This window comes from Thermonema sp. (genome assembly GCF_026003375.1).
GTDB classification, from domain to species: Bacteria; Bacteroidota; Bacteroidia; order Cytophagales; family Thermonemataceae; genus Thermonema; species Thermonema rossianum.
The window spans coordinates 245,705-257,983 of sequence record NZ_BPHD01000003.1; the positions used below are offsets into that span (position 1 = coordinate 245,705).

Here is a 12,279-nt window from a genome sequence, read left to right on the forward strand (position 1 = left end):
TTATTCAAAGGTTTTCTTAGTAAGAACTTTTTTGTTTTTTCTCTACTTCTTTGTTGTAAACTGCTTTTTTGTTGCCTTTTAATTGTTTCAGCTCTCTTTCCAGCTCTTGTATGCGGGCTTGTAATTGCTGTATTTGCCAGTCTTTGCTGCGGCTGCTTTTATATTTGGTTTCATATACTTTTACCTCCTGAACCAATGCTTGGTGCTCATTTTGAGCCATTTCCAAGCGTTGGCGATAAGCATAGACGGAGGCTTTGCCCTCGAGTGTGAGGTAGCGTTGGGTCTCTAATTCTTGTTGCAGGGCTTGGTATTTGGACATGGGCACGCAGCCACTGCCCAAAAGGAGCAAAATAGTTGATAAGCGCAGATATTTCATCGTTTCAATAAAGTTATCCCTCACAATGAATATAATAATTTGTGAGGGATAAGCGATGAAACCGACAACAAAATAGTGTAAGAAAAAAAGTTATTCTTGGGACTTTGATAATTTAACTTGATAGAGTAGCCTGTTTTCTGCTATCTCCTCGGGGCGGGTGAGAAACAGCAGGGTAGGCAGGTTGCCGGCACGCCATATTTCTACCATGTTGTCATAGAAGGGACTGCCGGGGTTCCCCGATTGCCCCCCGGGATAGACGCCCCATGCTTGTACCGGCTCGCCCAGTTGCACCACCATACGCCACGAAGGACCATGGGTGCTGCCGGTAGCATTCACCATGCGGCTGCCGCCGCCTGTTTCAAGGACGCCTGTACCAAAGCCGGGTATTTTGGCCAAGTGGTCTATATGCGTGTTTTTATGTTTCCACCATTGCCAGTTTTCGCCTATACTGCCATATTTCTTTTTTAGCTGATCAATAGTTTGCTGAAACGAACGGATGGCAATGGCCCTGTAGTCCTCGACTTCTATGGTTTTGCGGTCGTCGAACCAACGGGCGGTGGTGTCTATGACGGCCATGCGCAGTGTCGTTTCCAGCTCGGGATAACGCATAGGGGCAGGGAAATCATCATACCATATGCCACGATGAAAATTCTTCCACCACTCTTCGAAGATGGTGGCAGCTATTGATTGCGCATTATTTTCGAAGTTCCAGTTTTCAAGCAACTCAAAGGCTTTTTGGTAATCACCTTCTAATTGGCTGCCGCGAATGCGTGCCAGCAAGAAGGGCAATACTTCGCGTGCCAGTACGTTCAAGTTGTCGTTTTGCAGGCTGCGCATGTCTTCGAATGAAGCCCGGCGTAAGCCCGAGAGTACTTCGTTGATGCGTAAGCCCCGATCGGCCGACACATAGTCCCAGCCCAGATAGTAAGGGTACTGCTTTTCGGAAACGCTGTGTTGATTGGCAGAGCTTACAAAACCTCGCTTAGGGTTGAGCACATGCGGGTTATGAGCATGAGGCAAATAACCTTGCCATGCGTAGGCGCTGTCTGTGCCGGGCAGTATAAACTTGCCTTGCTCTTTCCAGCGTAGCGGATGCCGTCCGTTGACCCATAAAGCAATGTTGTTGTCGTTGTCGGCATATACAAAATTCTGGGAGGGGCAGGCAAAATGTTCCAGTGCCTTCACAAAATCATCATAGTTGGCAGCCCGGTTGAGCAGGTAAAAAGTTTTCAGCTCGACGGAAGGCTCATGCGCCACCCAGCGGATGGCGTGTTCGGCAGGCAGCTGCAAACCGAGGTTAGGGAGCGCTTGCTTGGTGACTGCCACCGGTCCCCAAACCGTGTAGGGTACTTCTTCTACCACACTTTCACCATTGCGCAAGTGAATGACCTCTTTGCGCATCTCTACCTTTCGCCACTGCCCATTGAAACGGTACTCCCGGTAAGTCTTATCTTTAAACTCAATGCGGTATAGGTCCAACACATCGGCATAGCTGTTGGTAACCCCCCAGGCTATTTTTTCATTAAAGCCAATGACTACGCCGGGTGCACCGGGCAAGGAAACCCCATACACATTACAGCCGGGCGCATGCAGCTGCACCTCGTACCATATGGAAGGCAAGCGCAGTTGCAAGTGAGGGTCATTGGCTAAGAGCGGACGCCCCGTAACACTCTTACTGCCACTTATTGCCCAGTTGTTGCTGCCCTTAGGGTAAGTTTCTTCTTTTGAGCTGCCCGCGGCTACCAATTGCCGGGCAGTGGTGTATAGCACGGAGTCCAAGCCGGCCGGTTGTTTGGGAACAGGCAGTGGCTTGAAGTCCAAAGGCGTATCTTCCGGAATGACCGGCACTTGACGATAAGGTTGGTCACTGAACACACTATCAATAACCCCTTTGCCATATGTTGCCAGCGCATAGGAGAGCGAGTAGTCGCTGCTGCCATTGGCACTCAAATCAAAAGCCATGTACTTAAGCAGCAGAGCTGTTTTCAGAGGTGTCCATACTTCCGGCTGATAGTCAAGTATTTTATACTCCAACGGCAGGTCGCCTTCATCCAGTTGCGCTATGTAGGCATTGACCCCTTCTGCGTAGGCTTCCATTACCATGCGGCTTACGGAGTCGGCCATGTGGGCTTCAAGAGCTTGTTCGGCGGCATATACCATCCCTATGCGGCGTTGGAAGCGGTCGAAGTCCAAGGCTCGTTCGCCCACTATCTCGGACAAACGCCCGGCTGCAGCCCGTGTTTGGAAGTCCATTTGCCAAAGCCGGTGCATGGCGGTTACATAGCCTTGAGCGTAATAAAGGTCATGATCATTTTTTGCAAAGATATGGGGTACCAGACGGTCGTCGAACAGAATATGCACCTCGTCCAACAGACCGGGGAGCGCCAGCTGCTGAACCTCTTTTGAAGCCACAGGCGGCTCGGCATTTGCCCAAAACCCTTTGAAAGGGTCAAAAAACTTCCCTACCGGGGGCAAGGCTTGCAGCTCTTGGGGAACATACTCTTTCAACACAGGCACCTCGCTTAAACGATGGTGCAAAGAGTAAACAAGGGCAAAGGTCAAGAAGTTAAGAATAAGCGTAAAAATCCATCGAAACATAGGCAGGGGGCTTTTAATAAGGAAGATATATTGGTTATTCTTCTTGAAAACAAGCACGCAACTCGTCAAGTAAGTCGCTCAATAAGTTGGCTTTTTCTTCGGTCAGGCTGTGCAACCGGGCTTCAAAATGGTCCTGCTCTACGTCTATTTTTGCCAACAAATCCAGCCCTTTTTCAGTAATCAAGATATTGACAATACGCCTGTCCACAGCAGAAGGTTCTTTTATTACCAACTCCTTGCGTAGCAGACGGTCCACGATACGGGAAGCGTTGGAAGTGCGGTCAATCATGCGCTCGGCTATGTAGGAAGTACTCACGGGCGTAGGATAGGCGCCCCGCAAGATGCGCAACACATTGTACTGCGACACGCTCAAATTATAAGGGCGCAATAACTGGATTTGTTTAAGGTTCATCCAAGAACTCGTATATAGCAGGTTCACCACCATTCGCTGGTAGGGGCTCTTGAAGTTCTTGGTTTGCGATATGGCTTTTTCTATGCTCATAGTAGGGGCAGGTCGTTTGAAATGCAAAAATAAGCCTTAGGGCGCTTCCTCGTAGGCTTTCATATTTTCTTTTTTGTACTTTCCTTGCTTGATGTCTTTAATGAAGCGCGACCAGGCAAAGGGGTTCAAAAGCGAAAGGCTTGGTAGAAACGTTTGATTATGCAGCTGATAGACCTGCTGGTTCATGTAATTGCGGTAGTTGATGGAGCCATCCATTTCCATCTGAAAGGCAGCACGTGCCACAAAGCTGGCGCGCAGGTTTTCTTTTAGCAATTTGGTGCGCTCGTCTTCCATCTCCAACTTTAAAAAAGCTTCTTTGAATTGAAGCTCGGTGCCATAAGGAAAGATTTCAACCGCTTCCAACTGATATACTTCCACATCCAGCGCCAAGCGCACGGTATAGGGCTCTTTTTTGTCTTGTGGCACTACGTAAAAAGAGCGTTCATAGCCAATATGAGAGAGATAGAGCGTGTCGCCCGGCATCACGTTGATTTGAAAGCGCCCCTCCGTATCGCTAACCGTGCCCGTTTTGGCAGACGGTATCAAGATGGTTGTGCCCACCAGGGGCTTTTCGGTTTCTTTGTCTATCACATAACCTGTCAGTGGAAAAGAAATGCCTTGCGCTTGCCCTTGAAGCAGGGCGCACCCCATCAACACAAACAGTGCCCCAATGATTTTTTTCATAACTGCTTATTTTTGTGCTTAAAAATACAAAAAAGCATTCTAAAAACGAAAGTTTGTTGTACACCCATATGTTCTTCTGAATTTATTTGAGTGTAAGTGAAGCATTTTTTAAAAAACTTAGTACCTTTGCACCCGGTAATGAATACAAAACAGTATATCGTTCATAGTAAATAAATTACTTATGGCAAGCATAACATTAAGACCGGACGAGATTTCTGCCATTTTGCGTGAACAGCTCTCGAATGTAAAAACAGAGGCTGAACTCGAAGAGGTAGGTACCGTCCTTCAAGTAGGCGATGGTGTAGCCCGCATTTATGGACTGACCAAAGTTCAAGCCGGTGAATTGCTCGAATTTGAGAATGGAATCAAAGCCTTAGCATTGAACTTGGAAGAGGACAATGTGGGGGCTGTATTGTTGGGAGAAGGCACCGTAAAAGAAGGCGACACAGTAAAACGCACCAAGCGTATTGCCAGCGTGAAAGTAGGCGAGGGCATGCTCGGGCGCGTGGTAAACACCTTGGGTGAGCCTATCGACGGCAAAGGACCTATCGAAGGTGAGCTGGTAGAAATGCCTCTCGAGCGCAAAGCCCCGGGGGTTATCTATCGTCAGCCGGTAAAGCAGCCTTTGCAAACCGGTATCAAGGCAATTGACGCCATGATTCCCATCGGTCGTGGGCAGCGCGAGTTGATTATTGGCGACCGTCAGACCGGTAAAACTGCCGTAGCGCTCGATACCATCATCAACCAAAAAGAATACTATGAGCGTGGCGAGCCTGTGTACTGTATTTACGTGGCTTGCGGACAGAAAGCAAGTACCATTGCACAGGTAGTGGCTACGCTTGAAAAATACGGCGCCATGCCTTACACCATCGTGGTGGCTGCGCCTGCTTCTTTCCCCGCGCCCATGCAGTTCTTTGCGCCCTTCACCGGTGCGGCTATTGGTGAGTACTTCCGCGACACCGGCCGTCATGCCTTGGTAGTGTACGATGACTTGTCGAAGCAAGCGGTGGCTTACCGTGAAGTATCGCTCTTGCTGCGCCGTCCTCCCGGACGTGAAGCTTATCCCGGTGATATCTTCTACCTGCACTCGCGCCTCTTGGAACGTGCGGCTAAAATCATCGAATCGGATGAAATTGCTGCCCAAATGAACGACCTGCCCGAATCTTTGAAAGGCAAGGTGAAAGGGGGCGGCTCACTGACGGCGCTGCCTATCATTGAAACCCAAGCCGGTGACGTGTCGGCTTATATCCCGACCAACGTGATTTCTATTACCGACGGTCAGATATTCCTTGAATCGAACTTGTTCAACGCCGGTATCCGTCCTGCTATTAACGTAGGTATCTCGGTATCGCGCGTAGGTGGTTCGGCTCAAATTAAATCAATGAAAAAGGTAGCCGGTACCTTGAAGCTGGACCAAGCGCAGTTCCGCGAACTGGAAGCTTTTGCCAAGTTCGGCTCTGACCTGGATGCCGCTACCAAGCTTATCATTGAGCGTGGACGCCGCAACCTCGAAATATTGAAACAGCCTCAGTACTCGCCGGTGCCCGTAGAAGAGCAAGTAGCCATTATCTATGTGGCAAACAAAGGCTGCCTGGATGAAGTGCCGGTACCCAAAGTGCGCGAATTTGAAAAAGAATTCTTGCAATTGATGCGCGCCGAGCACAAAGACATCCTGGCAAACTTAAAAGCCGGTAAACTCGAAGACGCCGACACGCAGAAAATGGAAGAGTTGGCGCGTCGCTTGGCGAAACAGTTTGCAGCCTAAGGGCATTTTAACCTATACACACAGAGAGAGGCAGCGCTCTCTCTCTTTTTCCCAAACCGGAAAGACAGAATATTATGGCGAGTTTAAAAGAGATACGAAATAGAATCCGTTCGGTCATCTCGACGCAGCAAATCACCAAAGCCATGAAAATGGTGGCGGCTGCCAAGCTGCGCCGTGCTCAGGACCGTATCCTGCGGATGCGCCCTTATGCTCAGTCTTTGAAAGGTATCTTACAAAATCTTTCGGCAAACTTAGACGCTTCACAAATACAAAGCCCTTACTTGGAGGAGCGTCCTGTAGAGCGTGTGCTTTTGATTGTAGTCACCTCTGACCGTGGTTTGTGTGGTGCTTTCAACAACAACTTGGCAAAAGCCGCTCAACAGGCCATCCATCAGCAATACGAAGCGCAGTACCAAGCCGGCAAACTCGACCTGCTTTGTATCGGTAAAAAAGGATACGAGTACTTTGAGCGCCGGGGGTATTCGGTAGTGCATCCGGAGCATACCGACCTTTTTACCCGCTTGGATTTCGACCACGTATTGACCGTAGGCGAGCAGTTGTTGAGCTGGTACGAGCAAGGGGTGTACGACCGCATCGATATCTTCTACAACGAGTTTAAAAACGTAGCTACGCAAATTCCGCGACAAGAGCAGCTCTTGCCTGCTTCTGCCGACATGGCCGAAGACACAAGCAGCGCCGAAGCTTCCATGGAGTACATCCTCGAGCCTTCGGCCGAAGCGATTGTCACCGACTTGATTCCCAAAATCATCAAAATACAATTCTACAAAGCGCTGCTCGAGTCGAATGCTGCCGAGCAGGGCGCCCGCATGATGGCTATGGATAAGGCAACCGAAAACGCCGGCGAATTGCTGCGCGAACTGCGCCTTACCTACAACCGTACCCGTCAGGCGGTGATTACCAAAGAAATTATCGAGATTGTGAGCGGTGCCAGTGCACTCGAAGAAGCCTAACATCCGGCTTTTGGCTCTCAATAAAACAACAGCAGGGTTTCACTATGTGGTGGAGCCCTGCTTTCTTTTTTGTGTGAAGATGAAGCAGCGGAAACACGGCAAAAATTCATCTTTATATAGGCAAAATTTAACTTTCCCGTAAGACAATAGCGTGTGGCGAGTGCTAACTTTGAACCAACAAAACACAAACACTCAACACACTGAATTATGAAACGTCTGGCATTTCTTTTACTATGGCTTGCTCTTACGCTCTTTACCTTATTTGCCAAAGCACAAGACACCCTTTACATTGCTTTTGGCTCGAACATTGACCAATCGGAACAAACCAAGTCACTGGTAGCCGGTTTGTGTACTTACCTGGCCGAGGAGTTGCAGCTGCCGGTTTATCCGGTGATGACCAAAGGGGCAGGGGCTTTTGTAGAGGCTTGCCGTACCCAACAAATAGATATCGGCTTGGTCAATACCTTTGGCTATGTGCTGGCAAAGTATCAATTGGATATAGAGCCGCTCTTGGTAGTAGCCGGCGCCGGCGGTGAGCCCATCGGCTACCGTAGCTGTCTGTTGGCTCATGCACAAAGCAATATACACGCTGTCGATGAGCTCGCAGCCAAAGGCAGCGGGCTGGTGTTTTTGTTTGTCAATCCGGGCTCCACTTCCGGGCACCTTATTCCGCGCCTTCAACTGAAACGCTTAGGTTTGGAACCGGAGTTTGTTTTCCAAGACATCGCTTTTGGCGGCGACCATAAAAGTACTGCCCGCCTCATAGCAGAAGGCAAGTTTTTGGTAGGCGCCTGCTCGTTTACCGACTTGGAAGCCATGATAGCAGCCGGCGAAATAGATTCTTCACAAGTGAAAATACTGTGGAAATCAGAGCCCATTATCAACGGACCGGTGGCCGTGCGGGCTTCCCTGTCTCCGGCAATAAAGGAAAAAATAGCCCTTGCCTTTGAAACAATGCCGGAAAAAAATCCTGCTTTGCATGAAAAAGTGGTGCACCTTTGGCACAACACACAAGGGCAAACGGTGCGTTACATACGTGCCAACGACCAACTGTATGATTATATCCGCGAAATAGCTTCCTCCATGGAAGAGCTGGCTTTGTTGGTGTCTTTGTATGCCAACTGAGCTTGTCGTAAAAATCTCTTGCATTTTGGAAGAAGGAGCGCTCAACCGGAGCGCTTTTTTTGTTTACTAACCGCTACCTTTTTTCATGAAAAAACACTAAATGCGTGAGCATCAAATCTTTGAAATCATGAAACGGCGTCATTTCTTTCGCGGTCTTTTTGCAGCTTTATTGCCCTTTACAACTCCGTTTGCCAAAACAGAAACACCGGCCACCCGCCGCCGGATATTGCTGCTCGATAGCGTGCTTGCCGGCTTTTCTTACTATGAAGGGGAGAGGGTATGGCATCAACTCAAAGAAGGGGATGCACTGACATTGCGTCGTGAACCTTCCAATCCTTACGACGAAAAGGCCATAGAGGTATTCTGGAAAAAACACAAATTGGGCTATATACCCCGCGTGGACAACAGCGTGCTTGCCCAGTTGCTGGACCGGGGCGAAACCATAGAGGCAGAAGTGAGCCGTCTGCGTGAGTCATCCAACCCATGGAAGCGCATCGCCATTCGTGTATGGCTGCGCACTGCTTAAGACTAAACGGCGCATATTTTTATGCATCATTTCTTATTTTTCTTGTATCTTTAAAGCGTACTATTGCCGAATTATGAAGTATCGCTTAGCGCTTTTCTTGTTCACACTTTCAATTACGGCGGCCTACTCTTGGGGCTTTTTTGCGCACCAGCGCATCAACCGGCAGGCTGTTTTTTCCCTGCCGCCCGAAATGATTGTTTTCTTCAAAAAGCACATTGTTTACATTACTGAAAAAGCGGTAAACCCCGACAAACGCCGCTATGCCGTGGAGGGCGAGGCGCCGCGTCACTACATAGATGTGGATGTGTATGACAAATACTTTAACGACAGCGCCGTTTATAAAATGCCGCGCTTCTGGAGCGAAGCCGTGGCTATGTTTAGCGAAGACACCCTGCAGGCATACGGCATCGTGCCCTGGCATGTAGAGCGCATGCGCTATCGCCTGACGGATGCTTTTCGCCGCAAAGACGCACGCGAAATACTGCGCCTTTCGGCCGATATAGGACACTACATTGCCGATGCCAATGTGCCCCTGCATACTACCGAAAACTATAACGGACAACTCACCGGGCAGCGGGGAATTCATGGGTTGTGGGAAAGCCGCCTGCCGGAGCTCTTTTTCGAAGACTACGACCTTTGGGTGGGAAAAGCAGAATATATAGACAAACCGCAACTGCACATATGGCAGGGGGTGGTGCTTGCCCATGAGGCGGTCGATTCCGTATTTACCTTCGAGCGCAAAGCCACCGAAATGCTTCCCCCCGATAAAAAATATTCTTTCATAGAGCGGAATGGCATCACCGTGCGCACTTACTCTTACGACTTCTGCGAGCTGTTTCACCGTTTGCTCGCCGGGCAGGTAGAGCGCCGCTTGCGGGCTTCCATCAAAATGGTGGCCGATTTTTGGTTTACCTGCTGGGTCGATGCCGGGCAGCCCGACTTGCGCGAATTGCTTGACTTTGAATTCACGCCTGAAGAACTGGAGCAAATGAAAAAAGAAGAAGAAGAGTGGGAGAAAGCTCCGAAAGTGCCTGTTCGCCCACACGAAGCCTACCGGCAAGCTGCCCCTTCCGGCATGCCTGCCTATGCGCACGCTTGTCCTCACAATGCACTCTTCTAAGACCGCCAGCCCCCCTTTTCTTTGGCTTCTGTTTGTTTTCTTTCTCTTAGCCTCCTGAAAAAAAGGCAATAAGCCGCAAAAAGGGTTTGCAAAGATGAAAAAAATGTCTAAATTTGCACCTCGTTTGCACGGAGTGCGTGCAAGCCTTAACTATGTTGTATAAAAACCAAACAGATGCCAGGAATTATTGGAAAAAAAATCGGCATGACTAGCATCTACGGTGCCAATGGGGAGGTAATCCCATGCACAGTGATAGAAGCTGGTCCTTGCGTGGTAACGCAAGTGAAGACTATCGAGAAGGACGGCTATGAAGCCGTTCAGCTGGGTTTTGGGGAGCGCAAAGAGAAAAATACCCCCAAGCCTTTATTGGGTCATTTTCAAAAAGCAGGTACTACCCCCAAAATGAAACTCGTTGAGTTCAAGGAGTTCGAAAAAGAGTTTAAGTTGGGTGATGTAGTACGTGTCGAAGACGTCTTCGAGGAAGGCGAGTACGTGGACGTAGTAGGTACTTCTAAGGGTAAAGGCTTCCAAGGGGTTGTAAAACGCCATGGCTTTGCCGGTGTGGGTGAAACTACTCACGGTCAGCACAACCGCGTGCGTGCTCCCGGTTCTATCGGTGCTTCTTCGTTCCCTTCTCGTGTATTCAAAGGGAAACGCATGGCCGGCCGCACAGGTAACGACCGCGTGACCATCCAAAACCTGCGCGTCTTGAAAATCTACCCTGAGAAAAACCTCATCCTGGTGAGTGGGTCTGTACCCGGTGCTAAAAATTCGTTTGTCATATTAGAGAAGTAACATCATGGAGTTAACAGTATACAATATCAATGGGGAAGACACAGGGCGCAAAGTGACCCTGTCTGATGAGGTCTTCGGTATTCAACCCAACGACCACCTCATCTACTTGGATGTAAAACGTTACTTGGCAAACCAACGCCAAGGTACTCACAAAGCCAAAGAACGCAACGAAATCGCCGGTTCTACCCGCAAGCTGAGAAGACAAAAGGGCACCGGTTTTGCCCGTATTGGCGATATCAAGTCGCCTTTGTTGCGCGGTGGTGGCCGCGTGTTCGGTCCCAGACCGCGTGACTATGGCTTCAAGCTGAACAAAAAAGAAACTCGCTTGGCGCGTAAGTCTGCGTTGGCTTACAAGGCACAAGAGGGCAACATCGTCGTGCTTGGAAAACATTCAGTTCGAGCAGCCCAAAACCAAGCAGTTCTTGGCCATCTTGCAAAAGTTGGGCTTGGACAACAGCAAGACGTTGGTGGTGCTGCCCGGTTTGGACAAGGTGGTTTACCTCTCTGCTCGCAACCTGCCCAAAGCACAAGTGTTGCCCGCTGAGCAAGTCAACACCTATGCCATCTTGAATGCCGAGAAGCTGGTGATTTGCGAAGGCGCCATCGAAAAAATCGAGAACACCTTAAATGCCTAAGATGAGTCATGAAAGAGCTAACTGATATTATCATAAGACCCCACCTCTCTGAAAAGGCTACCGAGCTGCACGAAAAAGGTGTGTACACCTTCATCGTCAGCGATAAAGCCAACAAGGTGGAAATCAAAAAAGCCGTAGAAGCAATGTACGGCGTGACCGTGAAGTCGGTGCGCACCCTGCGTTATCAAGGTAAATTGAAAACTCGCTACACCAAATCGCAAGTATTGACAGGCCGCACGCCTGCTTTCAAGAAAGCGCTGGTGCAAGTGGCAGAAGGTGATTTTATCGACATCTACGAAGTATAACACAGCCTGTAGAAAACCTATAGTGCTTCACTGATAAAGAAGAAACAATGGCAGTAAAAAAATTAAAACCGATAACTCCCGGACAGCGCCACCGTATTGCGCCTGTCTTCGACGATATCACCACCGACACCCCGGAAAAGAGCTTGATCAAGCCCTTGAAGAAAACCGGTGGCCGTAACAACCAAGGCCGCCGCAGTGCCCGTTATATCGGTGGTGGTCATAAGCGCATGTATCGTGTCATCGACTTCAAGCGCGACAAATGGGATATCCCCGCTACGGTGAAAACCATCGAATACGACCCCAACCGCAGTGCACGCATTGCATTGGTGGTGTATAAAGATGGCGAAAAGCGCTACATCATTGCCCCCCAAGGGCTGCAAGTAGGCCAAACCATCGTGGCAGGTGAAAATGTAGCCCCCGAAGTAGGCAATGCTTTGCCTTTGAAAAACATACCGCTGGGTACCATCGTGCACAACATCGAACTGAAACCCGGCAAAGGTGGCGTCATGGCACGTAGTGCCGGTACTTATGCTCAGCTGGTGGCAAAAGAAGGCAAATATGCCACTTTGAAGCTGCCTTCCGGTGAAATGCGCATGGTCTTGGCTGCCTGCATGGCTACCGTAGGGGCTGTATCCAACCCCGACCATATGAACGTAACACTGGGTAAAGCAGGCCGCTCTCGCTGGTTGGGACGCCGTCCGCGCACCCGTGGTGTGGCTATGAACCCCATCGATCACCCAATGGGTGGTGGTGAAGGGCGTGCTTCCGGTGGACATCCGCGCTCTCGCACCGGCTTGTATGCGAAAGGTAAGAAAACCCGCAATCCGAAGAAGGCTTCAAGCCGCCTAATCATCAGTAGAAGAAAAAAATAAGCTAA

The 12,279-nt window shown here is 49.6% G+C and carries 13 protein-coding genes; 9 read left to right on the top strand and 4 right to left on the bottom strand.

Going from position 1 to position 12,279, the window contains the following annotated elements:
• Positions 1-16 precede the first annotated feature (16 nt).
• The 4 genes from QVE43_RS10660 to QVE43_RS10675 form a co-directional block, all read right to left on the bottom strand.
• Positions 17-376, bottom strand: coding sequence for a hypothetical protein (locus tag QVE43_RS10660; RefSeq protein WP_038030149.1), 360 nt, complete (start codon positions 374-376; stop codon positions 17-19).
• A gap of 90 nt (positions 377-466) precedes the next feature.
• Entirely contained in the window at positions 467-2,974 is a 2,508-nt protein-coding gene (locus QVE43_RS10665) for a penicillin acylase family protein (protein WP_288007021.1), read from the bottom strand.
• A gap of 34 nt (positions 2,975-3,008) precedes the next feature.
• Complete coding sequence (locus tag QVE43_RS10670; protein WP_038030145.1) at positions 3,009-3,476, bottom strand: MarR family winged helix-turn-helix transcriptional regulator; 468 nt, start codon at positions 3,474-3,476, stop codon at positions 3,009-3,011.
• A 36-nt stretch (positions 3,477-3,512) separates the two neighbouring features.
• Positions 3,513-4,160, bottom strand: a complete 648-nt coding sequence (locus tag QVE43_RS10675; protein ID WP_051633135.1) for a carboxypeptidase-like regulatory domain-containing protein — start codon at positions 4,158-4,160, stop codon at positions 3,513-3,515.
• A gap of 181 nt (positions 4,161-4,341) precedes the next feature.
• Between QVE43_RS10675 and atpA the strand changes: the two genes are divergently transcribed.
• The 9 genes from atpA (at position 4,342) to rplB (ending at position 12,274) form a co-directional block, all read left to right on the top strand.
• A complete protein-coding gene (gene atpA / locus QVE43_RS10680; protein WP_038030144.1) occupies positions 4,342-5,925 on the top strand; it encodes a F0F1 ATP synthase subunit alpha in 1,584 nt (527 codons plus the stop codon).
• A gap of 74 nt (positions 5,926-5,999) precedes the next feature.
• Entirely contained in the window at positions 6,000-6,896 is an 897-nt protein-coding gene (gene atpG / locus QVE43_RS10685) for an ATP synthase F1 subunit gamma (protein ID WP_288007024.1), read from the top strand.
• Between the two features lie 207 nt (positions 6,897-7,103).
• A complete protein-coding gene (locus tag QVE43_RS10690) occupies positions 7,104-8,021 on the top strand; it encodes a phosphate/phosphite/phosphonate ABC transporter substrate-binding protein (protein WP_288007025.1) in 918 nt (305 codons plus the stop codon).
• Positions 8,022-8,121: 100 nt separating this feature from the next.
• Positions 8,122-8,547, top strand: coding sequence for an HIRAN domain-containing protein (locus tag QVE43_RS10695; protein ID WP_211245220.1), 426 nt, complete (start codon positions 8,122-8,124; stop codon positions 8,545-8,547).
• Positions 8,548-8,620: 73 nt separating this feature from the next.
• Entirely contained in the window at positions 8,621-9,667 is a 1,047-nt protein-coding gene (locus QVE43_RS10700; protein WP_288007028.1) for a zinc dependent phospholipase C family protein, read from the top strand.
• 174 nt (positions 9,668-9,841) lie between these two features.
• Positions 9,842-10,462, top strand: coding sequence for a 50S ribosomal protein L3 (gene rplC, locus QVE43_RS10705; RefSeq protein WP_038030138.1), 621 nt, complete (start codon positions 9,842-9,844; stop codon positions 10,460-10,462).
• Positions 10,463-10,466: 4 nt separating this feature from the next.
• The gene (gene rplD / locus QVE43_RS10710; protein ID WP_374758351.1) at positions 10,467-11,006 is read left to right on the top strand and encodes a 50S ribosomal protein L4; all 540 of its coding nucleotides are present in this window, start codon (positions 10,467-10,469) and stop codon (positions 11,004-11,006) included.
• Between the two features lie 99 nt (positions 11,007-11,105).
• Positions 11,106-11,402 carry a 50S ribosomal protein L23 gene (gene rplW, locus QVE43_RS10715; protein WP_038030134.1) on the top strand — a complete coding sequence of 99 codons (297 nt, stop codon included), beginning with the start codon at positions 11,106-11,108 and terminating at the stop codon, positions 11,400-11,402.
• 47 nt (positions 11,403-11,449) lie between these two features.
• The gene (rplB, locus tag QVE43_RS10720; RefSeq protein WP_038030132.1) at positions 11,450-12,274 is read left to right on the top strand and encodes a 50S ribosomal protein L2; all 825 of its coding nucleotides are present in this window, start codon (positions 11,450-11,452) and stop codon (positions 12,272-12,274) included.
• The last annotated feature ends 5 nt before the right edge of the window (positions 12,275-12,279 follow it).

What these genes read in the sequence shown, in the direction of transcription:
- QVE43_RS10660 (WP_038030149.1), bottom strand. Translation starts at nt 376, where the DNA reads ATGAAATATCTGCGCTTATCAACTATTTTGCTCCTTTTGGGCAGTGGC.
- QVE43_RS10665 (WP_288007021.1), bottom strand. Translation starts at nt 2,974, where the DNA reads ATGTTTCGATGGATTTTTACGCTTATTCTTAACTTCTTGACCTTTGCC.
- QVE43_RS10670 (WP_038030145.1), bottom strand. Translation starts at nt 3,476, where the DNA reads ATGAGCATAGAAAAAGCCATATCGCAAACCAAGAACTTCAAGAGCCCC.
- QVE43_RS10675 (WP_051633135.1), bottom strand. Translation starts at nt 4,160, where the DNA reads ATGAAAAAAATCATTGGGGCACTGTTTGTGTTGATGGGGTGCGCCCTG.
- atpA (WP_038030144.1), top strand. Translation starts at nt 4,342, where the DNA reads ATGGCAAGCATAACATTAAGACCGGACGAGATTTCTGCCATTTTGCGT.
- atpG (WP_288007024.1), top strand. Translation starts at nt 6,000, where the DNA reads ATGGCGAGTTTAAAAGAGATACGAAATAGAATCCGTTCGGTCATCTCG.
- QVE43_RS10690 (WP_288007025.1), top strand. Translation starts at nt 7,104, where the DNA reads ATGAAACGTCTGGCATTTCTTTTACTATGGCTTGCTCTTACGCTCTTT.
- QVE43_RS10695 (WP_211245220.1), top strand. Translation starts at nt 8,122, where the DNA reads ATGCGTGAGCATCAAATCTTTGAAATCATGAAACGGCGTCATTTCTTT.
- QVE43_RS10700 (WP_288007028.1), top strand. Translation starts at nt 8,621, where the DNA reads ATGAAGTATCGCTTAGCGCTTTTCTTGTTCACACTTTCAATTACGGCG.
- rplC (WP_038030138.1), top strand. Translation starts at nt 9,842, where the DNA reads ATGCCAGGAATTATTGGAAAAAAAATCGGCATGACTAGCATCTACGGT.
- rplD (WP_374758351.1), top strand. Translation starts at nt 10,467, where the DNA reads ATGGAGTTAACAGTATACAATATCAATGGGGAAGACACAGGGCGCAAA.
- rplW (WP_038030134.1), top strand. Translation starts at nt 11,106, where the DNA reads ATGAAAGAGCTAACTGATATTATCATAAGACCCCACCTCTCTGAAAAG.
- rplB (WP_038030132.1), top strand. Translation starts at nt 11,450, where the DNA reads ATGGCAGTAAAAAAATTAAAACCGATAACTCCCGGACAGCGCCACCGT.